Source organism: Sporosarcina pasadenensis (assembly GCF_047228845.1).
In the GTDB taxonomy this organism is placed as follows: Bacteria; Bacillota; Bacilli; order Bacillales_A; family Planococcaceae; genus Sporosarcina.
Genome location: NZ_JBFEGM010000002.1, coordinates 135,476 through 160,725 on the forward strand (window position 1 = coordinate 135,476; position 25,250 = coordinate 160,725).

Sequence of the window (25,250 nt, forward strand, 5' to 3'; positions counted from 1 at the left end):
CCTTTTTATGGATAGCTTTGTTTAAGTAACATAATGATTTCCGCTCCAGGCGGACGCTTTCCGTGGGCGTCGCCTCAGCCTCCTCACTTCGCTATCGCTACGTTGCGGGGTCTTCTGCTGACGCTTTTCCCACTGGAGTCGCCGCTTTCCGCTTCAATCAACAAAAGTTACAAGCAAATATTAAAAAACATTCCTATCCTCATTATTACATTCCGCCGCCAAATGCGTTCATGAGACTTGCGGATTGCATGTTTGAACGTTGGATTGCGCGTTCCATTGCGGTGAATTGTTTCCACAGACGGTCTTCGGTCATGCGCAAGCGGTCCTCGAAACGCTCGATTTGCTTGTTCATGTCGTTCAAGTTTTTGCCTAATGTGAATGTGTCGTTGACGTCTCCAACTTTTCCTGCTCGTTTGGCGATGGTTTTTTGTGCATCGTCAACGATTGTCCGAAGTTGACGTGCGAAACCATGCTCAGTTTTATTTGCATCCTTGCCAGCATCAAATGAAAATAATTTATGCACATTACCCGGATCTTCCGAAATGGCCTGTTTTAATTTATCTTCATCGATAATCAACTTCCCATGATCTAAATAGTTTTTAGAAGTTGAGATACCAATACTGCTCAAAGATTGTTTATCAATAGACCCAGAAAGCGCCGTACGCATTTGCGTCAATAAACTTGATATATTAGAGTCGTTTCGAAGTGTGCCGCTTTTCGCTTTCTCTTCCCAAAGCTCAATCTCTTTCTCTTTCATCTCTTTTTTCTGTTCGTCTGAAAGAGGCTGGAATGAACGGTGTTTCGGCTCGCGGATTTGCTTGTTCAAGTCTTCGACAAGTTTATTGTAATCGTCAATAAATTTGATGACGTTTTCGAAGATTTTTTCTGTATCTGGTGAGGAGCTGAAATTGATTTGTTTAGTTTTATCGGCTTGTTTTAAGGTAACTTCAAAACCGTTGATTTGGAATGTGTTGGATGTCCGTTGTGTTTCAAGTCCATTGAAGGTGAATTTGGCGTTTTGGCCATTTTCAGATATACCATTTATATTAAGTGCCTGAGCAAGCCCTCCAGTTATTTGCATTTGACCCGTACCACTATTTTTAGCCGACATAGCTATTGTTCCGGTAAATTCATCATAAAACGCATTAACACCAGTTTCTTCATTAATTCGTTTTAGAACAGTACCGATCGTGTCGTCTGCAGTAAAAGTTAGACTAGCTTTATCTTTCCCCGGAGCCTCAACCGTAATTGTAAAATCCTTTAGGTCACTTGAAAACTCTGATATTTTAAGAGCTTGTAGCTCTTCTAGTGTATATTTTTCATTCTGCTTATTTTGGATTGTACCACCTTGCAAGGTAGCATTTTTAGCAAGCTGTTCAATAGTCAACGTCCCAGAGAATTCATTCGAAGAAGAAACATTTTTAATATCTACATAGTCAGGAGCGGATACCGATACATTCTTCTGATTGAAGTTCTTAGACAAAATCATGTTATTAAAGATGTTCTGGCTAAAATCAAACAACTGCCTGTTCACTGCCCGATAATCATCCAGCTGCCATTCCAATTGCTGTTTCTTCTGTGTGATTTTATTTATAGGGATGCGGTGGGCGTTCATCATGTCTTTGATGATCTGTTCCGTGTCCATCCCTGTTGCTAATCCGCTAATTCGCATATGCTAGGTACCTCCTCAAATTTTCCGGTCGATGAGCAATCCGACAAACTCCTTCATGGCTGCGTATACATCCATCAGTTTTTTCGAAGGAATCTCTCGGACCACCTCGTCTGTTTTCGAATCGACGATTGTCACGTAGTATTCCTTTAGTTCATTATGCAATTTGAACCGTAATTGCGTGTTTACGCTTTCCAGGAACTTATTCATACTATCGGTCATCTGCTGCGCTTTTTCAACGGGCAGTTGACGTTCTTCCCCTGATTGCTGATGGTTTTGTACTGAGATTGCCTGCACTTCCGTCACCGCGACTCCCCTGTCCGGTGTTGCGCTTTCCACTTTCGCGCTCATTTGCTGCGTGCCGTTCGCTCCTCCAATGCGTCCAACCATCTTCCCAGCCTCCCTGTCATTGAAAATCCCATTACCCTTTCTATCGGCTGTGGTCGAAAAAAGTTGAGTGGAAGCGGGAAAAACATCCGTATATTTGGAAATAAAAAAATGGCGGCAACCCGTTAGGTCGCTCGCCATTATTCGTGCTGTTACTTTAACACTTCCTGAATCACATGATTCGTCAGATTCGGGACGATTTCCAATGAATATGTCATTTCCATACGCTCAAGTTTTTTATGGCCGTCCATTCCGTACGGGCCTATGTTGATAACCGGAATATTCAAGTCGTATACGTCTTCATATGCGACTTGAAGCTTTTTGCCCCAAGAAGGCGTATTTTCTACCATGTATTCGATGTCATCCATTTGATCACTCATGGCGACAAAACTCATATCAGATATATGCGGGAAGAAATTTTTTGCAACGATCGGATAGCTATACTCCGGCTGCAACGCTTCAATTGCAAGATCCAATGCTTGCAATAGTTTTTGTTCATCATCTGTATCCCCTGTCAATGCTACGCGGGGCGAGTACAACGAAGAATAAAAGACGATGATCGCTGGGCTTTTATCCGGCATGAACTTCCATGCTTCCTCAACGACACGAGCAGCAAACATTCGTGGATCGAGCGATTCATCTCGTTCTAATTCCTCTTTGAATGCTCGCATATGATTTTCATATTGTTCCCCATGTGTGGTTGTTAACGTCTCTAACATTTCACTGTACGTAAATACTCTCGGTTTCCAAGAAATCGACCGATATGGCTGATTACTCATCTGGCAATAGGTTTTATAACGTTCTTCAAATGAAGTTAGGGCATTCGTGAAAGCGATTGTTGCTTGTTCTTTCAATAAATCTAGAACCTTCTCCGGCGACCAAGAGTGGACGAAGAAATTATAGTACACATACGCCGATAATGCTGTTTGTACAGTATAAGACGGTTTTAGATCAGTTTGTTTCAATGAAACCGGCGGCATTGTCGATTCTCCTAAAGCTGTGTCGCTCAGATCCGGATTGTAATTGATTTGCTTCGTTAATTCGGCAGCGACGAAATTCGGGTCAAGGCCATCAAACGCCGATCCGACGTGGGCTTCCTCACCTGTAATAAAAAAGGATGGCAATAGCTTTCCTACCGTCCCCTTATATACATAACGATTTTCATCACCTTCATAGGCAGGCGCGACAAAATCGCTATTAACGGCTGCTACATAATCAAATCCATGGTCATCTTTCCACTTTTTCAACGTTTTCAAAGCGGATAAAATGCCATGGGAGCTATCCTCTTCATCACATTCCGCAATGAAGACGAGGTTGCCGTCGAGTTGTTCCGGATGTTCCGCATAATAGGTGAGCAAATACATATTGCTCGCAAGGCCGCTTTTCATGTCAAGGACCCCACGGCCGAAAAGCCAATCGCCTGATTCCAATTGTTTTTGTACTTGTTCCGGAATGCTCTCATTCGATAAATTGTCCATCCAATCATCCGGTGTAAAAGCTAGATTACGCTGTTTACCGAAATCATCGACTCCGACCGTATCGATATGCCCCATCAAAACAATGGTTCGATTGCTTTCTCCCTTTGTTCCTTTAACGAAAGCGATGACGTTATAACGTTCTTTTTCATCATTGATCGTTTGTTCCATGACGAGTTGCGAACGGTTTTCCGAAAAATACGGATGAGACTCCAAATAATCGTAAATGAATTTGGCAATGTCCTTTTCTCCATCGGTATTGACAATACTTTCAATGCCAACAAGTTCTTTTGTAATCGACAACACTTCATTGCGACAATGAAGCTTATGCCTATCCTTCTTCATACGTCATTCCCCCTGGTCCGTGTCTACATTTTTATATAATATATAAGTTTCAGTTAATGCTATCTTCCATGTTACCAAATAAAATAGGCGTCTCCAAGCCACAATTCGGCTTACGAGACACCTATTAGTTCATTAGCATTTTGCACAAACTTCCATTATCAATCTTCCCGACATGGGTTTTTGGCAGCTCCGGCAAGACAATGATTTTTTTCGGAACTTTATAGGAGGCTAATGACTTTTTACAATGTGAAATTAATGAATGTTCATCAAAACCATCTTCTTCAATCGCCACAAACGCGACGACCGTTTCTCCCCATACTTCGTGCGCCATGCCGACGACCGCTGCTTCACGGATGCCGTCAAATGTGATAAGGCATTGTTCGACTTCTTGAGGATACACATTTTCTCCGCCTGTAATGATCATGTCTTTTTTTCTTCCGACGATAAATGCATCCCCGTCATCGTCAATTTTAGCGAGATCCCCCGTACGAAGCCATCCATCCTGCACGACTTCCGATGTTTCATGTGGTTTATTCCAATAACCCGAAAACAGATGCGGACCCCTCAACGATAATTCACCGATTTCACCGGTCACACAGCGATTCCCTTTGTCATCTAGCACTTGTATTTCATTGAACAACATGCTCTTCCCGACCGAACCGATTTTACGAACTGCTTCTTCGGGGCGTATGAAGAAGTTATTCGGTCCGGCCTCCGTCAATCCGTATCCTTCCTTGAACCGCAAACCTTTCCGATGGAATGATTGATAGATCGTCTTCGGACACGGCGCGCCTCCTGATAAGAATACATTCATCGACGGAAAGGAAGATTGATGGAAGTAAGGTGTCTGGATCATCATTTGGTACATCGTCGGAACAAATAAAGAAATCGTCGCTTCATAATGATCCGTTGCATGCAATGCCTCTTCAGGGTTGAACTGATGGCCAACGACGACAGTGCCTCCAGCCATGAGCAATGGGATGCTCAATGCGTTCAGTCCACCCGTATGGAAGAGCGGCATATAATTGACTGTCGTATCGCGTTCGGACAATCCCCAGCTTGTGATCGTGTTGAGTGCATTCCAATTGACCGCGTCATAGGAAAGCATGACTCCCTTCGGCAACCCGGTCGTGCCGCCCGTATAAATGATCATCCACGTATCGGAGCGGTTGCCGTGGTCGGCGAGCTGCCAGTTTACGGGGGCGACGACCGTCTCGATAACGGACAGGGAAATCGATCTTTTGACAGTCAATCCAGCCATACAATCTTGAAAATCATCATGGAAGAGGAGCAATTTCGGTGTGCAATCATCGAGCAATGCTTGCAGTTCCATTTGGCTAAGCCGCCAATTGAGCGGGACGTAGATAAGCCCTCGCAACTCGCAGGCGAACAGGACGGCGAAGAGCTCCGGACTGTTCGGAGAATAGACGGCGATGCGCTCCCCCTTTTGAAAGCCTTGCGCACGGAAAAAGGAGGCCCAGCGCGTGATCCGATTTTTCAAATCCGCGTACGTCCAGCTCGTTTCCGAATGGACGTCGATCAATGCGGGCCGTTCCGCGGAGAGTGCGGCCCTTTTCAATATCCAGCCATGCTCATGGAACACGCGGAACCCCTCCTTCCTTTACATCATGATGCCGCCGTCAACATGCAAAACGTGTCCGTGGACATAGTCCGATTCGGCGCTCGCCAAGAAAAGATACGCGTTCGCGATATCTTCCGGCTTCCCGAGCCTTTGTAATGAAACGGCGGATGCCATCTGCTTGATGATGTTGTCCGGCATCTTTTCGACCATCGCTGTCGCGGTGAATCCAGGCGCTACCGCATTGACATTGATCCCTTTCCGTCCGAGTTCCTTCGCCCACGTCTTCGTCATCCCGACGACCGCTGCCTTTGTCGCCGCGTAATTCGTCTGTCCGAAATTCCCATACACGCCGCTGACGGAAGACGTATTGATGATTTTCCCTGCGCTAGCAGAGATCATATGAGGTGCGACAGCTTGCGTGCAGTTGAAGACACCCGTTAAGTTCACATCAAGCACACGCTGGAAATCCGCTGGATCCATTTTCAGGAGCGTCGCGTCTTTCGTAATGCCTGCATTGTTGATTAACACATCAATTTTCCCGAACTGTTCAAGCGTTTGTTCCACGAGGCCGTCGACACTTTTTCGGTCGGCGACGTCGACTTGCACGAATGTGACGCCATGTCCTCTCTCCTTCAAAACCGCTTCCTGCTCTTTTCCTGCCTTCTCGTCAAAATCGGCCATGATGACGAATGCCCCTTCTTCCGCAAAACGCTCGCACGCTGCGAGCCCAATTCCGTTCGCCCCACCTGTAATAATTGCCACTTTCCCAGATAGTCTCATGCTGTCATCTCCTTATTCCAGAAACGTTTCAATTGTTTTTGTCAGTTGTTCCAAATTATCCACCAGTGGCGAATGCCCCATATCTTCAAGTGAAACGAACGTCGCATTGTCGCCGAGATCTTCCACGATTTCTTCCGTCATCTGTGCTGTCACGACATAGTCGCGATCCCCGCGCAAAACGAGTACTGGAATATTAATGTCCTTCGCTTGGTTAGTTCCTTCGTTTACGCCGTTATGCTGGGCGCTAATATTGAATGTGTTCAACGAATGATAGACGTCCGCCAAATTTCGCTGGGTGAGCATATCGTCCACGTATTCATCGTATTTGGATGGTTCCGGCTTGTTATGCGTGTAGATCAATGCATTCCATACCGCTTTCAGCCCTTCCCGATTCTTCGTGTCGTACAGCCCTTGCATAGCGAGCGTCTTGCCGGTGTCCTGCTCGATATCCTCGATCGTTTGAAGTCGATGGTTGAGATCCGGACTACCGTCCTTCTTCGTACCGAAAAACGGATACCCGCGAGTAGATGCCGATGCAAGCAGCACGAGTTTTTCGCATTTACCCGGATGGACCGCCACGTATTGCATGCAGACAGCGCCTCCCGTCGACCAGCCGACCAAATGGAAATCATTCAGTCCGTGCGCATCGATGAAGCCTGCAAGATCTTCCGAGAAGTCGCGGATTCCTGTCACGCGTTCGTTGTACGTCGATTCCCCGAATCCACGAAGATCCAGCGCGTAAATTCTATACTTCGGATCCAGCTTGTCGATCAGGACATCCCAATGCTTCGACGACGTCATATTGCCGTGAACGAGGATGACGACCTGCTCACCGCCTTCCCGTTCCCGGTAGGCAATCTGTTCATTGTTTGCTAGTTTCACTTTCTTCAGTCCCACTTGTTGAAGTGCCATATTCCTTCTCCCCCTCACTCTTTCCCCATTTCACCGTGATCGCCCCCCACGCATACCCGATGCCTGCGCTGACAAGCACAGCGATATGTCCATCATTCAATTTATTTTCCTCTAGTGCAAGCTCTAAAGACAAAATTTGGTCTATTTGCCCGATATGCCCGTATTCGTGTAAATAAATTGATTTGTCTTCATTCAGACCGAGCTCCCGCAGGACGTAATCATGCGCTGATTTCTTCATATGCAAAATCGCCAGATAATCGATGTCATTTTCCGTAAACCCGCTTTTCTGCAATGAACTGCGGATGACCTTCAAGAAGTTTTCCATCGACTTCTGTTCTAGCCGTGCTTTCATGCCGATTGGATCGAGCACATCAAGCCGGTAGAGCCCTTCTTCAAGATCACTCGCTGTAAGCGGCTTTTTCGTCCCGCCGACCGGGACAACGACATCTTCCGAGAACGAACCGTCCGTAATGAGGTCCGCCTCGAGCACAATATTTTCCGGATGGTCGCGCCGTAAGATCATTGCGGCCCCGCCCGCTGCTAAATTGAACATGAAGCGGGTTCGTTCATTTCCGTAATCGATAAAGTCGCCATTCCGATATCCTCCTGCAAGGAGAACCGTGCGGATTTCGGGATCGCCCGCCATCAGGCTTTTCGCGACTTTCATCGCCATGATCGTCGTTCCGCAACGGAGCGCGACGTCGAACGCCCATGCGTGATAGGCGCCGAGCTCTTCCTGCATTTTGATGGCAGCGGTCCATAACGGATATTCCTTATGCTCTTCACCGATATAGATGATGACGTCGATCTCTTTCGGGTCGACTTGCCCTTTCCGAAGCGCCTCACGAGCCGCCCAGACGCCCATCGCGACAGTATGATCATGCTCCCCGGGAATCGGCTTTTCCGTTATGCCCATCTTCGTCTTCACGACGTCGACCGGCAATCCGGACCGTTCCGCGATTTCCTCGGCAGTCATTTTCGTAGACGGGATATACGTGCCCGTGCTGACAATCCCGACAGTCGTCATGAGGCTTCCTCCTTCCCGACAGGCCGCGTTTTCGTTTTCCGCTTCCATAGTTTTTCACGTACCGTTCCGACGACGCCGCGCGGGAAGAAGATGACAGCTAAAATATAGACGATGCCGAAGAAGATGATCCACCGTTCGAAAATCGGATAGTCTTTTGCAAGCCCGGATAAATAATGCTGGGTCAATTCGATGATGCCCGCCCCGACAATCGGGCCGATCAGTGTTCCGACGCCGCCGATGATCGTCATGAGCAATGCGTCGAGCGTTATATCCATCGTCAATACGCTCGTGTTGACGAACCGAAGGGATACCGCGTAGAGCGAGCCCGCCAAGCTTGCGATGACACCTGCGACGACGGATGCGATTACTTTATAATGCAATGTATTAAATCCGAGTGACCTCGTCCGCTGTTCATTCTCTCGCACGGCAACGAGGACGCGTCCGAACGGGGAGTTGACGAATCTGCGCAACAACAGATAGACGACAACGAGACAGATGAGTGTGACGAAATAGAACATCATCCGGTCCTTGAAAAACTCGGGCGCTTTGAACGTAAACCCGTCATTCCCTTGCGTCATCGTCCGCCATTTTTCCGCTAGCACTAAAAACAATCCGGAAACGGCTAATGTGAGCATCGCGAAGAAATGGCTTTTCAACCGCAGCGTCAGCAGTCCGATGAAGAAACTGACCAAAGCCGCGAGCAACATCCCGCAAACAATCGATAGAATGAAGACGCCGATCGTGGGCTCCATCCTCTTCAGCATGACGGCAGTCGTATACGCCCCCATCCCGAAGAACATCGCATGCCCGAACGAGACGATGCCTGTATAGCCGAGCAAAATGTCATAGCTCATCGCCAAAATCGAAAAGATAAAAATCTGTGTCAAAAGAATCGTCCATGTCCTGGAATCCGAAACGAACGGGAAAACGGCGAGCACGAGTACAATGACGGCGAGAAACAGGTTGTTCCATTGAAATGTTTTTTTCATGCCGTCACCCCTTCGCCGTGAAAAGCCCTTGCGGACGGAAAATTAATACGATAGCCATGAGCATCATATTGACCGCAAGTGATAGAGCAGGAACGTAGTACGCCATATAACTTCCCGCAAGGCCGACGAGTATTGCTGCGAACAATGATCCCGGGAAGCTGCCCATCCCGCCGATCACAACGACGATGAACGCCAAAATCGCGAACTCGAAGCCCATTTCCGCGTAGATGACCCCGGAATACGGTGCAAACAGAGCGCCGCTCAATGCCGCAAGCGCAGCACCGACCATGAAGACGTACAGGAAAACGCGCTTAATATTAATGCCGAGCGCTTGCACCATATCTTTATCCATGACGCCCGCCCGGACGATCAAGCCGATTTTCGTCTTTTGCAGCATGTATTGGAACGCGCCGAAGACGAGGAAGCCGATGATAATGATGAACAGACGGTATTTAATGATGAGGACATCGCCGATTTCCCAGCTCCCCGCCAAATACGGCGGCACTTTTGCAGCAATTTGGTTCGGCCCCCAAACGACTTTCAGCATTTCAGCGAGCACGAGCATGAAGCCGAGCGTAATGAGAATCTGCTGGACATGATTGCCGTAAACTGGCGTGATGATCAGCTTTTCGGTAATGAAACCGAGAATGATTCCTGTAATGATGGCACCGAGAATGCCGACTAGAAAGCTTCCCGACAATGAATAAAACCAGACGCCCGCATAAGCGCCCCAGGCGAACAGCCCGCCATGCGCGAAATTCAACACGCTCATAAGACCGAAAATGAGTGTCAAACCTGAAGCGAGAAGGAAGATGAGCATGCCCGTCGCCAAACCGTTCACCGTCAAATTGATGAGTAATTCCATCGTGCAGCCCCCTTCATCCGATTCCTAAGTATTTTCGTTTCACTTCTTCATTGTCGATTAAATCCGCCATCTCGCCTGCATGGACCGTCTCCCCATCGTCGATGAGCGTATACCGATCGCCAATCCGGCTCGCCATCATGAAATTCTGTTCGACGAGCACAATCGTCGTGCTCTTCTTCATTTCCGTAATTGCCTCCATCACCGTCCCGATGACGATCGGCGCCAACCCTTTCGACGGCTCATCGATGAGGAGCAGCTTACTGTCATTGACGAATGCCCGCGCCATTGCGAGCATTTGCTTCTGTCCGCCTGACAGATGCCCTCCGTCCTTTTTCCAAAACGTCTTCAAATCCGGAAACAGTTCAAGGACATACTCCTGCCGCTTATATGCCGCTTCGTCTTCCTTCCGCATCGCGACTTTCATATTCTCTTCGACAGTCAAATCGCCGAAGATGCCTTGGTCTTCCGGCACATAGCCGATTCCGCTGTTCGCGATTGTATACGTCGCCTTTTTTGTGATGTCCTGTCCATTGAAAAGGACCGTGCCTTTTGAAGCCGGCGTCAAGCCCATGATCGTCTTGAGCGTCGTCGTCTTCCCCGCCCCGTTGCGTCCGAGCAGCACGGTCACTTCGCCTTCACTTGCTTCGAATGAAACGCCTTGAAGGATATGGTACTGGCCGATATGCGTATGGATGTCCTCAACTTTCAGCAAGGTTTTCATCGTAAAGCCCTCCCAAATACGCATTTTGCACGGTCTCATTGTCCATGATCTCCTGCGGGCTCCCGTCCGCCAGCAGCTTGCCGTTGAAGAGCACCATGATGGAATCCGACAGATCCAAAATCATATCCATCTTGTGTTCAATCAACAAAATCGTCTTCTCGCCGGTCTGTTTGATTCTCCGGATGACGTCCAAAATTGCAGGCACTTCCTCGAGCGACATGCCGGCAGTCGGTTCATCGAGCAGCAACACTTCCGTATCGAGCGCAAGCAGCATCGCGATTTCGAGCTTCCGCTTCTCTCCGTGCGACAATTGGCTCGCGATAGCGTGTTCCTTGCCATCGAGCAACACGAGCTCGATAAGTTTCTCCGCCTCTTCGATGAGCTGCTTGTAATGAAGAAAATGGCGGACCATTTGATACCGGATCTTCTCCTTTGATTGGACTGCCAACCGGACATTTTCGAGTACGGTTAAATTCGGAAACACATTCGTAATCTGAAATGAGCGGCCAAGCCCTTTCCGTGTCCGCGCGACTGCCGATAAGGAAGCCATCGATTCACCTTTGAAGAAGACCTCCCCTTCCGTCGGTTTCAACTCGCCACTCAATAAATTGAAAAACGTCGTTTTGCCTGCACCATTCGGTCCTATGATCGATTTCAAGTGCCGTGGCGGCATTTCAAAATTCACATGCGATACGGCTGTATGCCCGCCGAATCGGATTGTCAGGTTTTCTGTTCTTATAATCGGTTCCAACCGTTCTCCTCCTTTCCCGTCCATCCTTCTCGATCGGATGAAATATGTTCTTTCATCCGATTGAGAAGGACAGCAGTTACACTGTCCTTTTATTTTTCATTCCCGCATGTGATCAGTTATTGATCGGCGGCTCGGTTTCATCAGCAGAAAGCTCTCTGATGAGCACTGGAACCGGGTATGGGACGCCATCTTGCTTTTCAAGCCTGATGGAGTAAAGCGTCTGCAATGCCTGGTGGTCTTCCGCACGGAACGTCATCGTACCTTTCGGTGTTTCGAAAGACATGCCTTCCATCACTTTGATCAGTTCATTGCCGTCTGCGTTGCCATTCGTTTTCGTCAATGCTTCGACAATTGCAATCGCAGCCGACATGCCACCTGGCGTGAACAGATCCGGAACTTCGCCGTTATAGCGCGCTTTATGTTCCTTAACGAGCCAATCATTCACTTCATTGTTAGGAAGCGTGTGATAGTAAACCGAGAAACCTTCCATGCCAACGAGCGGCTCCATGATGGAAAGCGCCGGAATGTCCGGTGCACCTGTCGAGATCTTGATGCCTTTCTCTTGCATCTTCAAATCAGCGATCTGATTCCAAGGCGAGTTCGCCCCAGCCCAGACGACAAACATATAATCCGGGTCTGCTTCAATGATTTTCTGCAAATTGGATGTGAAATCCGTTGCTGCTGGATCCGCGAATTCCTCGATAATAACTTCCGCACCAAGTGCCTCAGCCGCCTTCTTGAACGCCGCTACGCCATCCCAACCGAATGAGTAGTCTGGTGCGAATGTCGCGATTTTTACGCCAGGACCCGCAATGGCAGCAGCTCCCGCGACAGCATCTTGTGACGAGTTACGCCCCGTCCGGAAAATGAATGGATTGAATTCTGAACCTGTAATGCTGTCCGCAACTGCTGGTTCGACGATCATGATCTTCTCGTACTCTTCCGCTAGAGGCAGAACCGCAAGCGTGTCGCCAGAACTTGAGGAACCGACGAGGAAGTCGACTTCATCTTCCTCCAGGAGCTTCGTCGCTTTTTGGACAGCGACTTCGGGCTTCGTTTCTGTATCTTCAAAGATGACTTCGATTTTCTTGCCTGCGACTTCCATCGTGCCGCCGGTTGCATATTCTAGGCCGAGCTCGAAGCCTTGTTTCGTTTGCTTGCCGTATGACTCAAGCGCACCGGTCAATGAGGCGAGGACGCCGATTTTGATTGTGCCGCCTTCTTCTTCGCTGCTTGCTTCTCCCGAAACGGGCGTCGTAGTAGATTCTGTTTCTTTTTCTGAGGACGATGCCTCCCCTTCTTCCGATTTACTGCAAGCTGCGCTGATGACCAGCATCATTGCAAATAATAGGACTAACCACAATTTCTTCTTCATACTGCAACTCCTCTCTCCACTCGTTTTGTAAACGCTTTCTTCCTGTCTACTACTCTATTGGATGGGAGTTGCAAAAGAGTTACAGGAAAGTTGAACTGCTGATTTCCGCTTCGGGCGGACGCTTTCCGCGGGCACGGCTTCAATCTCCTCGGCACTGCGTTCCTGTGGGGCTTTCAGCTCGTGCTGTTCCCGCTGGAGTCGCCGCCCTCCGCTCTAATCAACGGACCTCCCTAAAATCCAGAACATAGTAATAGAGCAAAGTAATAAAAAAAGGTGAAGAAAAATAATTTATTTCCTTCACCTTGTTGTCTATTTTATTTTAATGGCCCTATAATTCATTCATGATCATCTTGTACATCTGCTCTGTCGTTTCCATTGGTTCGATGGAGAGTTCTTCCAGCAGGACGGATTGGCATTTTCTGTACCATTTGATTGACTGCGGTCGGTTTTGGAGTTGGTAGTGGGCATACATGAGCAAGCGGTAGGCTTCTTCCCATGTTTGGTCGATTCGTAATAGTTTTTCTGCCCATTCGATTGTTTTGCCGTAGGCTTGCAGTCTTGTATATGATTGGGCGAGGCGTTCGAGTGCTTGAATGTATAGCTGTTCGATTCGCTCGCGTTCTTGTGCAATCCATTCGACGGTGAGCTTTTCCTCGAACAGTTTTCCTTTGTATAACGCTGAGGCTTTTAGTAGATGAGCCACTGCTTTATCTGCCTCTTTTTCCGACAGGCCCATTTCTACGTATTGTTTGAACTGGTCGAGGTCGGTACTAATGTCGGCCTTCGGGTTCAGGCGGTACATCGTCTGTTTGCGGAGGATGAAAAACGGATTTTCCCTTGCGCTCCGATTCGGCTCAATCACTTTCAGCAAGGCGTTCAATGCCACTTTGAAATCCCGGTCGGCACTTTTGTCGTCAGCATCCTCCCAAAGTGCTTGCATGATTTCCTCTTTCGGGACGTACCGGTTTTTATTCAACAGCAGATAAATGAAGATTTCCTTCGACTTATCCCGCTGCCATTTCCGGTCGGCCACTTCTTCCAGTCCTAGATGAATCATGAACGGTCCTAATAGTTGGACGTCGATTTTATATCCCGGGTGTGAAAGGGTATCCTCCAGTCCGAGAAGGTGGATGGCGTGATGGATGCCGGCATGCTCCTTATGGAAGCGCATAGCTTTCAGCACTAACGGATGGATGGATTGCCGGTCGAATGGGCCGAATATTGTCTCGGAAGTCAAAAAGAAGGAATAATTGTATTCCGTGCAAAGTGTGAAAAACCGTTCGGCGTGCTCCGAAAAACGGTCGTCATTCTCCGTTCTGTCATACAAGTTCATTGCCCAAAACGCAGTGACCATTTCTCCGTAAAAATCCCCGCACTCACGGAATAATCGTCCAGCTCTGTTCAAATGGCGTTCTGTTTCCGGTTCATCGTTAGCGTAAAAGCGGACAATTGCAAGTCCAATATGAATCAATGCGGATAGCCATCCGTCATTGACCCGCTCCGTCTCCCGCAGACCGGCTTCCCCGTATCGGATCGCTTCGGCGAATTCGCCTTGCCGCGCTGCAACAATCGACAACCCCATATAAGGCTCCGCATTGCCGCGCGACACGTTCAACTCATCCATCCTCTCGATCGCCCGAAGATAATGGTCTTTAGCAATAGCAATATCGCCCGGATCAGTTATCGTTATCGCATGACCCATCCGGATGAGCCCGACTGCTTCGATGAAGCCCGATTTCTCGGCTTTACCAAGCTGGATGCCTCTTGCTGCACTCTCCAGCGCAAGTTCGTTCTCGCCGGTCATCGAGTAGATGAGGGAAAGCAGGATATCTGTTTCACGATGCGAATCCGGCAATGTCAAATCATTAATTCGTTGCGCCAAGATCGCTTGTGCTTCCCGTAATCTTCCGGTACGAAGTGCAATCCTCGCATCTAAATTCCCTTCCCGAAGAATACTTTCATCATGAATTTCCTGTTCCACCCATTTTTCTGCGTCCGCGGCCTTTCCCAAGTTAACGAGGTTCTCCGCGAATTGCCGCTTCAGCAATTCCATTTCCAGTTCACTCGTCTTGTCGCTCTTCTCGGCGAAAAGAATTGCATTCATTAAATACGGATCCGCGAGGCCAGGCTGGATCGTATCGAGATAAATATTCGCGATGCCGGCATGGGCACGGCCCGCATAATAATCGTCCCCACACCGCTCAGCTGCCTTGATGCATGCTGAATATGCCACTCTCGCCTTCTCATAAAAGGCGCGATACCGATGCGCTTCCCCCTCGAAATAATGGAGAGGATAGAAAGTTTCAAGTATGTCAGGCGGCAAGCCTTTGAGAATATCGAGCAGCCATTCAAACTGCCCGGCTTTGATCAGACTTGCGCCATTGTCAACGATGATTTCACCGATAAACGAGGGATTCCCGCTTTTCACGGCATGGGAGATGGCTTGAATCGGGTTTGATTGCCGAATATAAAATTTCGTCGCTTGTTTTTGGGTTGAATAAAATTGCTCCGGATCGACCGCTTGCCATTTCCGCTCCAAAAATTGCTGGAAGAGGGCATGGTACCGATACGTCCCTTCCCCGAGCGACTGGATGAACACGTGGCGTTCCGCAAGCTGCTGGAGTGTGTTTGCTGCTTCATTCCCATAAAACTCACTGACAAGCTCCAATGAAAACGTCGGGAAGATGGAAAAGGCCAATAGCCAATCCTTCTCTTCCTCACCCATCCGGTTAAACACTTCCTCGGAAAGATAGGCGAACAGCTCATGCAGGGCGGGTTTCATCGCTGTCGGCAAATGAGATTCACCCCCGGTGAGATGGAGCGCAAGCAAATTGACCGCAATTGCCCATCCTTCCGTTAACCGGATGACGGAAGCAGCCTCCGCCTCCGTGAGCGACTGATCAAAATAGTCTTCGTAAAAGACAGCGACTTCTTCTTCCGAAAAAAGAAAGTCTTCTTCAGTCAGTTCGCATAGCTGCCCCGTCACTTTCAGCTTGACGAGGCTCGCCCAGCGCGGACGGTTCCGTGTCGCGACGATAAGATGGACATTCGGCGGCAATGAACCGATCATCTTTTCTACGAGATAATTTACTAAAAATACGTGGTCAACATGATGGAAATCGTCGATGACAATGAAGAGGGAGGTGTCGATTTCACAAAGCTCATTCATGAACAGGGCGAGCCATCGTTCGAGATCCATGTCTTTCGGGTGCAATGAAGGCTCATCCCATTCGGATAACGATAAGCCGAATTCCGGCACGGCACGTCGGATGCTTTGCGTCAAGTAAGTGATGAACGGAAGGACGTCGTCGTCTTCATCCGTCACGGTATACCAGCTATATGCAGCGTTTGTGTCATGGAAATAAGCGGATAGTCCCGAACTCTTCCCGTACCCTGCCCCGCTATGCAATAACGTCAGCTTCACCCTGTCCGCCATCTTCATCTTCTTAATAAATGAAGCTCGCCGCATATACGTGGCGGATGGCGTCGGAGGCATCAGTTTGGAAAGCAAAATGGGCTTTGTCTGCATCGATTCTCACCTACCCTAGTGTCTCTTTGTAACTAGTTTATCATAAGAAGGTTCTGAATTGGATGACATTGGTGGACAAAAATAAAAAAACACTTCCTTTATCGTGAGCCGAAAAGGAAGTGTAATTATTTCTTTACTAGTTTAAGTATTCCTCACCAGACCGCAATCGTTCCGTCTGTCCTCGATTCGGTGCCGCCGGAAAGGACGCCTGTTTCCGGGTCGCGCCAAATGATCTGTCCGCGGCCGAATGATCCGCTGTCCAATGTCGGTACGATTTGGTGTCCAAGTCGAGAGAGCGCTTGCGCGATATGGTTCGGGAAGTTCGGCTCAACGTGCACTTTATTCCCTTCGATCCATTGCCAACGCGGTGCGTCCAACGTCGCTTGCGGATTCAAATGATAGTCGACCGTGTTGACGACGACTTGGAAATGGCCTTGCGGCTGCATGAAACCACCCATTATGCCGAACGGGCCGACCGCTTGTCCGTCCTTCGTCAAGAACCCCGGAATGATTGTGTTATAAGAACGTTTGCCTGGCTTTAATACGTTCGGGTGCGCGGGATCTAGAGAAAAATCCATGCCGCGGTTTTGCAGCGCAATGCCTGTCCCCGGCACGACAACACCGGAACCGAAGCCCATATAATTGGACTGGATGAAGGAAACCATGTTCCCCTCTTCATCCGCAGTCGCCAAATAGATCGTCCCGCTCCTTGGCAGCTCATACGGTTCCGGAACTGATGCGCGTTCCGTAATTTCAGCGGCCCGTTTCTTCGCGTATTCCTTCGATAGCAAATGTTCCACTTCAATCGGCATATCATTTTCTTCGGTAATGAACGCTTTTCCGTCGGTAAACGCGAGCTTCATCGCCTCGATTTGTTCGTGAAGCGATTTCACATCGTTCAGCACTGCAGGGTTCATTTCAGAGAAGATATTAAGCGCCATAAGCGTCACGACACCTTGACCGTTCGGCGGAATTTCCCAAACGTCATAACCCCTATAATTTGTGGAAATCGGATCTACCCATTCGGCCTTATAGTTTTCGAGGTCGGATTTGCGAAGGTAGCCGTTGTTTGCAGCTACGTGTGCATCAATAGCATCCGCAAGCTCGCCTTTATAAAAGGACTCCGCATTCGTTTCGCCGATGGAGCGCAATGTCTTTGCATGATCCGGCGACTTCCACATTTCTCCGATTTCAGGAGCCCTGCCGTCCGGCGCGAACACTTTGAACCATTCCTCGAATTGATCGGAATCAAGCGATTTGTACTTGTTGTAGGCGATTTTCCAATACTTCCCCAAAATCGGCGTGAGCGGATACCCTTCTTCCGCATAGCGGATCGCTGGACCAAGCGATTCGATCAACGGCAAATTGCCGAACCGTTTCGCAAGTTCCGCCCATGCAGACGGAACCCCTGGCACCGTGATCGGCGCGTAGCCGAATGTCGGGATCTTCTCATGTCCCGCTTCTTTCATCGCTTCAAGCGTCAACGCTTCCGGCGCAGGTCCGGACGCATTCAAGCCATACAGCTTGTCTTTCATCCACACAATTGCAAACGCGTCGCCACCGATGCCGTTCGTCGTCGGCTCAACGACAGTAAGTGCAGCTGCCGTTGCAATTGCGGCATCCACCGCATTCCCGCCTTTCCGCATAACTTCAATGCCTGCCTGCGATGCCAACGGTTGAGACGTCGCCACCATCCCTTTCCGTGCGAACACGGTGTGGCGGGTTATTGGGTATGGGTTGTATAAGTAGTCCAATGGAATTCCCCCGTTTTTCTTCTATTATACGATACTTTCACCATAATGGATGAAAATTTTAGAATACTTGTACTTCAACTTAGGTGCCTGTGCAGCACACATTTATGACAATTCAATAAAATTCATAAAAATACAAATAAAAGTCAACCATCCCGCAGGACAGTTGACTTCTTCATTTTCTTTATACAATTGTAGTGTATAATCTGAATTGTTTGCTGCACAGGCACCGAAAAGATTCTGAAAACTTATTATCTCTTTAAATACTCGAGGAATGTTTGTAGGAATCTTTCAGAGTCTACGCCGACGCAGATGTTGACGTTTGGTTCTTTTTTATAGATGTTGCGGAAGTCGCAGATTGTTTGGCCGTAGGTTAATTCGCCTTTCGTTTCTACATCGACGTAATATTTTTCTGTTTGAACGATGCTTGGATCTAAAGCGACGCCGACGGATAGTGGATCGTGCATTGCACAGCCGTTAATTCCGTAGAGGTTGATTGAAAATTGTCTGTAATCGACGGTGCTCGTCTTGACGAAATCGTAATACTTCGTACCTTTCAATTCCTCGATATGCTCTTCTGTTAATAGCACTTGTCTTGTTACATCCAAACTAACTAGCGTAATGTCCATTCCTGAATGGAACACAACTTTTGCTGCTTCTGCATCCGCAAAAATATTGAATTCAGATGTCGGAATCGTATTTCCTCTTCCTGACGATTGGACGAGGCCGCCCATAACGATAACTTCTTTCAGCCATTCAGCTAGTCTTGGCTCTTTACGTACTGCCAACGCAACGTTTGTAAGCGGGCCGACCGCTATGAGAGTGAGTTCACCTTTATGCTTTTTCGCTTGCTCGATGATGAAGTCCGGAGCAAAGACGTCATTCTCAGGAATATCGATGTCGATATGGTCAAGCGCACCGCCGACACCGTCATTTCCATGTACTCGGAACTCGTGGTAAGGCTCTTTTAAAAGTGGACGGTCTGCACCTTTATACACTTTAATTTGATTTTCCACTTCTAGTAGCTTCAAGACTCTGTTTGTATTGATGTTCACTTGCTCTAACGGGACATTCCCGCTAACAGCCGTAATCCCTAGGATGTCTAGTTGCTTACTATTCACTGCATGCATAATGGCGAGTGCGTCATCCACACCTGTATCAACGTCTAAAATGACCTTTTTCAAACCGATCACTCCTCTTGCTTAATTTGTTTTATTAATGAATTCCTGAACTTCAGCATCAGTTGGCATTCCTGTTTGTGCACCAAGCTTTGTCGTCGAAAGGGCCGCTACTGCATTGCCATATCGGCAGGCAGCGTCTACAGGCAACCCTTTGCCTAATGCAACCGCAAATCCAGCGTTGAATGAATCGCCGGCACCCGTAGTGTCGACTACGTCAATTGAATAAGCCGGGATATTTAATTCCTCATCATCCTGGAAATAGGAAACACCCTCGCTTCCTTTTGTCAGGATCACTTTTCCAATAAGCTCTGCACGATTATCATCAATCGTTAAATGCTTGTATTCATGTTCGTTCGGAGTCAAATAATCTACCTTCGTAAGTACATCAGCTGGAAGTTCGCAGATAGGAGCTGGGTTCAAGATGACCGTAACTCCGTTCTCCTTCGCGATTTCAATCGCTTTTTGCACACCTTCCAACGGAATTTCAAGCTGAAGGATCAGAATATCACTCGCCGCAATTACCTCTCTCTTCGCCTCCACGAAAGATGCCGTCACATGATTGTTCGCACCCGGTACGACAATAATATTATTATCTTTTTTAGAAACGATGATGGAAGCGGTTCCTGTCTGATCCGAAACTTGTTCCACATGGCTCACGTCAACACCTTCGCTATTCAGATGTTGGAGCAGCTCCTTGCCGAACATATCTTCACCAACACAGCCGATCAGTTGAACTGCTGCACCGAGTCTAGCGGAAGCGACCGCTTGGTTTGCACCTTTTCCACCAGGATTCATTTGAAATTGTTGACCTAAAATCGTTTCGCCCATTTTCGGCAGCTGGTCCGTAATCGTAACGAGATCCATATTGATGCTTCCTACGACTGTTATTTTAGGGGTCTGTCCCATTATCATTTCACCCACCTTACGTCGAATCTCTTTCTATTAACTGCACATCAAACTGATAAAATGTCTTTTTCACGTCTTGCCCTTTGATGAGCTTAATGAGCATCTTTGCCGCTTTCTGGCCTAACTCATACAAAGGCTGTTCGATCGTCGTCAGTTCGGGTATCGATGCTTTCGCCAAAGCGATGCCGTCAAATCCGATGATTGAAATATCTTCAGGCACTTTTAATCCGTGCTCATACGCCGCTTTCATCGCACCGATCGCCATCGTATCGTTCGCAGCAAAGATCCCTTCAATTTCGGGATGCCGCCGGAAAAGCTCCAACGTCGCCTCTGTTGCCGTATCCATACGATAGTGTCCATTCACAATATAACTTTCTTGAAACCATTCTTCCCCTGACACGACTTCCCGATAACCTTCGCAACGCTCTTCTGCGTTTATGATTTCAAGAGGCCCTCTTATATGAGCAATTTTTCGGCGCCCTTTTTCTTTTAAAAAACGGGTAGCCATTCTCGCGCCTTCTTTATTATCAACGACAATCGTCGGGATATCTTTACTAATCTCCCTGTCTATGCAAACAACAGGGATCGTCAGTTCACGAATCGTTTTTTCTTGTATTGTGTTCGAGGAGATGATGATGCCATCTACGTATTTTTGAAGCAATACGTCTATGTACCGCTGTGCTTTTTCCTCATCTTCATCAGAATTGCAGAGGATCACAGTATAACCAAGTTTGGATGCTGTATCTTCAATCGCCCGCGCCAATTCAGGAAAGAACGGATTCATAATATCCGGCAAAATCAATCCGAGCGTGTTCGATTGCTTATTAAACAAGCTTCTTGCAACTTCATTCGGTCGATAGTTCAGGTCCGCGATGGCGGCCTCGACTTTCTTCCGTGTTTCTACACTCACATACCCTTTGTCATTTAACACTCGGGACACGGTTGCAACAGATACGCCCGCATGTTTTGCGACATCTCTAATCGAAGCCATTTCAATCACTCCATTGGTAATTGTCGGTAACCGGTTACACATAGTGTGCATGACAAAGGGTTGTGAGTCAAGATTATCTATTACATTAATTAAACGAAGAACAATCCTACAATCGCACCGTTTAGCAAGTTCGCTAACGTTGCCGCAATCAAAGCTTTAAAAGCCATCGATTGAATATCTTTTTTACGATTTGGCGCTACACCAATCATGATTCCAAGAATGATTCCGATCGATCCGATATTCGCAAAGCCAGACAATGCAAATGTAAGAATCGCAATCGATTTTTCCGAGAATTGCTCCATCATTGTTGAAAGCGATGTGAAAGCAACGAATTCATTTAAAATCATCTTTTGACCTAGCAAGTTACCAGCAGCTAGTGCTTCACTCCAAGGGATACCGATGATGAGCGCGATTGGCGCAAAGATATACCCCATAATCGTTTCAAATGACAGTCCAGGGAATCCGACCAACGATCCTACTCCGCCTAAAATTCCGTTCAACAAAGCAACAAGTCCGATAATCGAGATTAAGATGATCCCTGCATTGACAGCGAGGTTCAACCCTTCTCTAGAACCATTGATAATGACATCCATAATATTGGAGTCTTTTTTAGAATCTCCCATGTAGTCGTCCATCTCTTTCCATTCATTCGGATTGAGAGGGTCTGTTTCAGGAATGATCAGCTTTGCAAGCATCAATCCTGCGGGTGCAGACATGATCGCTGCTGAAAGTAAGTACTTGATAGGAATGCCCATCGCAGCTAACCCGATCAACACGGCCCCTGAAACGGAAGCTAATCCACCAACCATGATGGCGAAGATTTGCGATCTTGACATCCGGCTAATATACGGTTTAACGGAAATAGCCGATTGTGTCATCCCTAAAAAGATATTCATCGCCGCATTCGTCGATTCTACATAACCTGTTTTCATGAATTTCGAAATTAATCCACCGAGCACTTTTACAAACATCTGCATGATTCCAAAATAATATAGAAGTGAAATCAGAGCAGATAAGAATACCATAATTGTTAGTACATTAATTGCAAATATCGACCCAACCGGACCGTTTTTATCTGCTAAAGATCCGAATACGAAGGAGAGACCTTCCATCCCATATCCCATCACTTTATTGACACCGTCAGATACAAACTCAACGACCGCCATTCCTGCTCCCCATTTCAGGACGATAAATCCTAAAAGGACTTGCGAGAAGAACCCAACGAGCGCCGTTCGAACATTAATAATCTTTTTGTTTTCAGACATCAGATATGCAATAAATATAATCACAGCACATCCAAATATCCCCCATAAAATACTCATTCCTTATATCCTCCTCGTTTTCGGAAAAAATAGGTAACCGGTTACACATTATCGATAAAAAAATATGGCAACCTGTTGTTTTTCCTTCTTCTTAGACAAGTTTATCTCTATGTCCAAATACTTCCTCAGTGTGTAACCGGTACCACATGACGGTGCACGGTTTTCTAAAATAACGTTACTCTATTGAGTATCTCAAGCAAATAGTGTAACACATTACTCAAAAAGTGTATTCTATTGAATTTGGATTGTCAAGATGAATTTTTATGGCGGAAAGTGTTCGACTTTTCATCAAAATTAGTCGCCTCGTTCAACTCATGTCCAAATAAAAAAACGTCCTATCGTACACACTTCAAGTAGTGAATACGATAGGACGGTTTGTCATAGTGTTTTTAGTATTTTCCCTTGCCTACTGAATTGCTAGAACGATTTTACTGATCCATCTTTGTTCCCTTAAACCGCGGGTAACCAATCAATATCGCAATGACACAGCAAATCCCCATTAGTACAGGGTAGAACGAATAGACGATGATGCTCAACGGTGAAATCGCCGCTAATCCCGCGGCCGCCAATACTTGGACACCGTAAGGCAAGACGCCTTGCCAGACGCTTGAAAACGTATCAAGCAAACTGGCGGATTTGCGGGGATCGATGCCATACTCATCCGCAATGCGCTTTGCGACCGGCCCCGTAATAATGATTGCGATTGTATTATTGGCGGTCGCAATATCCGCCGCGCTCACTAATCCTGCAATGCCAAATTCGGCACCTTTTTTCGACTTGATCTTGCGAGAGATGACCCGCAATAAGTAATCGATGCCTCCATTATGCTGAATGATCCCGACGATTCCGCCGATTAAGATGGAAACAATCGCCAAATCCTCCATCGACATAATGCCCTCGGATACGGTCTGCAAGAAACTCCCCAGCTCGTAAGAACCATCCAGCAGTCCAATGACTCCGGCTAATATCGTTCCGCCAACGAGTACGACCAATACATGCGCACCGAGCAATGCCGCCACTAACACAGCCAAATACGGCAAGATTTTAATGAATTCAAATGGGTATTCACCAGTAAGTTCCGCCGAATTGCCATGCGTCAACAGAGCGAGGAGAATCATCGTCACGATCGCTCCTGGAAGAACGATGAAGAAATTCACTTTAAACTTGTCCTTCATTTTTGTCTGTTGCGTCCGGACCGCCGCAATCGTCGTATCCGAAATCATCGACAAATTATCCCCGAACATCGCGCCGCCAATGACCGTTGCCATAGCAAGTGCTACGGGGACATCCGTTTGGGCCGCAATCCCCACACCAATCGGCGCCAACGCGACAATCGTGCCCATTGACGTCCCCATCGAAATCGAGATGAAACAGCCGATGACAAACAAGCCGACAATGAGCAAGTTCGCAGGCAGCAAGGACAATCCGAGGTTGACCGTCGACTCAACGGCCCCCATCCCTTTCGCCACGCCCGCAAAAGCGCCCGCCAAAAGAAAAATGACAGCCATTAAAATGATATTCGGATGCCCCGCATGTTTCATAAAAACATCGACCTTTTTACTGAACGCCTCCCGCCGATTCATCATAAGCGCCACAGCCGCAGCAATTAGCATCGCCACGTTCAAAGGCATATTATAAAAGTCTTTCGTCACGATCCCTGACCCGATAAACAAGACAACAAAAACAATAAGCGGCAAAAACGCCAAAAGACTCCCTTTTTTCAATTGTTCATTTGACATATACATTCCTCAACTTCATCGTATTCAATATTACAAGCAACCCAGTATAACATAAAAATCAGCTGTTCAGACGAGTTAATTACTCGGTTGAAAGCTGATTTTAATTGGGAATTTTTATAAATGCACAATGTCTTTACGCAACAGATTATTTTCAATGCATTTGGTGTTTACAAGTCAGTTCAAATTCCTCCGAACAAACTCCGAATCAATCGTCTCTCCAAATTCCTTTTCTAGCCGTTCAAAAATCGGCAACAGGCCATTCTTAATAATCGTCGAAATTTGATTGCTATTCTTCTTTTCAACCGCTTTTCCAAGCTTCGCCAACTCGGATTGCATGTTGGACTTCAATTGGTGGAAGGTTTCCCAGTTCGAAGGACGTTCATTGCTTGTACAAACGACTTTCAGCATATCATTCAGCCATTCCATCCCGCCTAACAGCATTTCAAACTTGCCCCACGTCTCACTTGTCGGAACACGATTGAAGGCATCGGTAAGTGACCTCACATCAGGAATTGCACGTTGCAAATACTCCTCTGCCGATAGAAGGACATCATTCATGAATTCCTTCTCTGTCTTAATGACAACTTGTAGCTCTTTGATCTCGTCCAAATGACTCTCTAAATACTCCTCATGCTCATCGTAAACTTCTTCACCATCGGCAATAAAATGGCTGAAATAATACCCTTCCGTCAAGCTCTCATTGATTCGTTCAATCACTTCATCCGCTGCCGGCTTCTCTTTATACTCAATATGTTGTTCCCCGATAATTAATTTCAAAATTGTTGCCTCCATCTAAATCTAATTTGCGGTACTAATGGTTATATCGGTTAGTATGGGCATTATTTCAGTGCATTATCTTACTATGCTTCTCCTTTCGACAAATCCAATACAAATTCGTCAGGTCGCCTTTTCGGCAGGTAGTGAACTTGTCCTCTGCGCATCTTGTGCTTCTG

Annotated in this window: 20 protein-coding genes; all 20 read right to left on the bottom strand. The window is 47.3% G+C overall.

What is annotated here, in order from left to right; all coding sequences use genetic code 11:
* Window positions 1-205: 205 nt before the first annotated feature.
* Window positions 206-1,672, bottom strand: a complete 1,467-nt coding sequence (fliD, locus tag AB1K89_RS04410) for a flagellar filament capping protein FliD (RefSeq protein WP_413053578.1) — start codon at window positions 1,670-1,672, stop codon at window positions 206-208.
* Window positions 1,673-1,687: 15 nt separating this feature from the next.
* Window positions 1,688-2,059: a flagellar protein FlaG gene (gene flaG / locus AB1K89_RS04415; RefSeq protein WP_413053579.1), complete on the bottom strand. Its 372-nt coding sequence runs from the start codon at window positions 2,057-2,059 to the stop codon at window positions 1,688-1,690.
* Between the two features lie 149 nt (window positions 2,060-2,208).
* Window positions 2,209-3,876, bottom strand: a complete 1,668-nt coding sequence (locus AB1K89_RS04420; RefSeq protein WP_413053580.1) for a M20/M25/M40 family metallo-hydrolase — start codon at window positions 3,874-3,876, stop codon at window positions 2,209-2,211.
* 124 nt (window positions 3,877-4,000) lie between these two features.
* Window positions 4,001-5,479 (bottom strand): acyl-CoA synthetase, encoded by a 1,479-nt coding sequence (locus tag AB1K89_RS04425; protein WP_413053581.1) that lies wholly within the window; start codon window positions 5,477-5,479, stop codon window positions 4,001-4,003.
* A gap of 18 nt (window positions 5,480-5,497) precedes the next feature.
* Complete coding sequence (fabG, locus tag AB1K89_RS04430; protein WP_413053582.1) at window positions 5,498-6,238, bottom strand: 3-oxoacyl-ACP reductase FabG; 741 nt, start codon at window positions 6,236-6,238, stop codon at window positions 5,498-5,500.
* Window positions 6,239-6,250: 12 nt separating this feature from the next.
* The gene (gene phaZ, locus AB1K89_RS04435) at window positions 6,251-7,150 is read right to left on the bottom strand and encodes an intracellular short-chain-length polyhydroxyalkanoate depolymerase (RefSeq protein WP_413053583.1); all 900 of its coding nucleotides are present in this window, start codon (window positions 7,148-7,150) and stop codon (window positions 6,251-6,253) included.
* Window positions 7,101-8,177 carry a 3-oxoacyl-ACP synthase gene (locus AB1K89_RS04440; protein WP_413053584.1) on the bottom strand — a complete coding sequence of 359 codons (1,077 nt, stop codon included), beginning with the start codon at window positions 8,175-8,177 and terminating at the stop codon, window positions 7,101-7,103. Before AB1K89_RS04440 ends, phaZ begins: the two co-directional genes overlap by 50 nt.
* Window positions 8,174-9,166 carry a branched-chain amino acid ABC transporter permease gene (locus AB1K89_RS04445; protein ID WP_413053585.1) on the bottom strand — a complete coding sequence of 331 codons (993 nt, stop codon included), beginning with the start codon at window positions 9,164-9,166 and terminating at the stop codon, window positions 8,174-8,176. Before AB1K89_RS04445 ends, AB1K89_RS04440 begins: the two co-directional genes overlap by 4 nt.
* Window positions 9,167-9,170: 4 nt before the next feature.
* Window positions 9,171-10,031, bottom strand: a complete 861-nt coding sequence (locus AB1K89_RS04450; protein ID WP_413053586.1) for a branched-chain amino acid ABC transporter permease — start codon at window positions 10,029-10,031, stop codon at window positions 9,171-9,173.
* A 13-nt stretch (window positions 10,032-10,044) separates the two neighbouring features.
* Window positions 10,045-10,752: an ABC transporter ATP-binding protein gene (locus AB1K89_RS04455; RefSeq protein ID WP_413053587.1), complete on the bottom strand. Its 708-nt coding sequence runs from the start codon at window positions 10,750-10,752 to the stop codon at window positions 10,045-10,047.
* A complete protein-coding gene (locus AB1K89_RS04460) occupies window positions 10,730-11,503 on the bottom strand; it encodes an ABC transporter ATP-binding protein (protein WP_413053588.1) in 774 nt (257 codons plus the stop codon). The genes AB1K89_RS04455 and AB1K89_RS04460 overlap by 23 nt, the downstream gene beginning before the upstream one ends.
* Before the next feature lie 112 nt (window positions 11,504-11,615).
* The gene (locus AB1K89_RS04465) at window positions 11,616-12,878 is read right to left on the bottom strand and encodes a substrate-binding domain-containing protein (RefSeq protein ID WP_413053589.1); all 1,263 of its coding nucleotides are present in this window, start codon (window positions 12,876-12,878) and stop codon (window positions 11,616-11,618) included.
* 328 nt (window positions 12,879-13,206) lie between these two features.
* Window positions 13,207-16,407, bottom strand: coding sequence for an AfsR/SARP family transcriptional regulator (locus tag AB1K89_RS04470; protein WP_413053590.1), 3,201 nt, complete (start codon window positions 16,405-16,407; stop codon window positions 13,207-13,209).
* Window positions 16,408-16,559: 152 nt separating this feature from the next.
* Entirely contained in the window at window positions 16,560-18,161 is a 1,602-nt protein-coding gene (locus tag AB1K89_RS04475) for a gamma-glutamyltransferase family protein (RefSeq protein WP_413053591.1), read from the bottom strand.
* Window positions 18,162-18,409: 248 nt separating this feature from the next.
* On the bottom strand, window positions 18,410-19,342 hold the full coding sequence (locus tag AB1K89_RS04480) for a nucleoside hydrolase (protein ID WP_413053592.1): 933 nt from the start codon (window positions 19,340-19,342) through the stop codon (window positions 18,410-18,412).
* 18 nt (window positions 19,343-19,360) lie between these two features.
* Window positions 19,361-20,245 carry a ribokinase gene (gene rbsK / locus AB1K89_RS04485; protein WP_413053749.1) on the bottom strand — a complete coding sequence of 295 codons (885 nt, stop codon included), beginning with the start codon at window positions 20,243-20,245 and terminating at the stop codon, window positions 19,361-19,363.
* Window positions 20,246-20,261: 16 nt separating this feature from the next.
* Window positions 20,262-21,236, bottom strand: a complete 975-nt coding sequence (locus AB1K89_RS04490; protein ID WP_413053593.1) for a LacI family DNA-binding transcriptional regulator — start codon at window positions 21,234-21,236, stop codon at window positions 20,262-20,264.
* A gap of 89 nt (window positions 21,237-21,325) precedes the next feature.
* Complete coding sequence (locus AB1K89_RS04495; protein ID WP_413053594.1) at window positions 21,326-22,558, bottom strand: NupC/NupG family nucleoside CNT transporter; 1,233 nt, start codon at window positions 22,556-22,558, stop codon at window positions 21,326-21,328.
* Window positions 22,559-22,986: 428 nt separating this feature from the next.
* A complete protein-coding gene (locus AB1K89_RS04500) occupies window positions 22,987-24,297 on the bottom strand; it encodes a Na+/H+ antiporter NhaC family protein (protein WP_413053595.1) in 1,311 nt (436 codons plus the stop codon).
* A 174-nt stretch (window positions 24,298-24,471) separates the two neighbouring features.
* Complete coding sequence (locus tag AB1K89_RS04505) at window positions 24,472-25,074, bottom strand: DUF8042 domain-containing protein (protein ID WP_413053596.1); 603 nt, start codon at window positions 25,072-25,074, stop codon at window positions 24,472-24,474.
* Window positions 25,075-25,250: the final 176 nt, after the last annotated feature.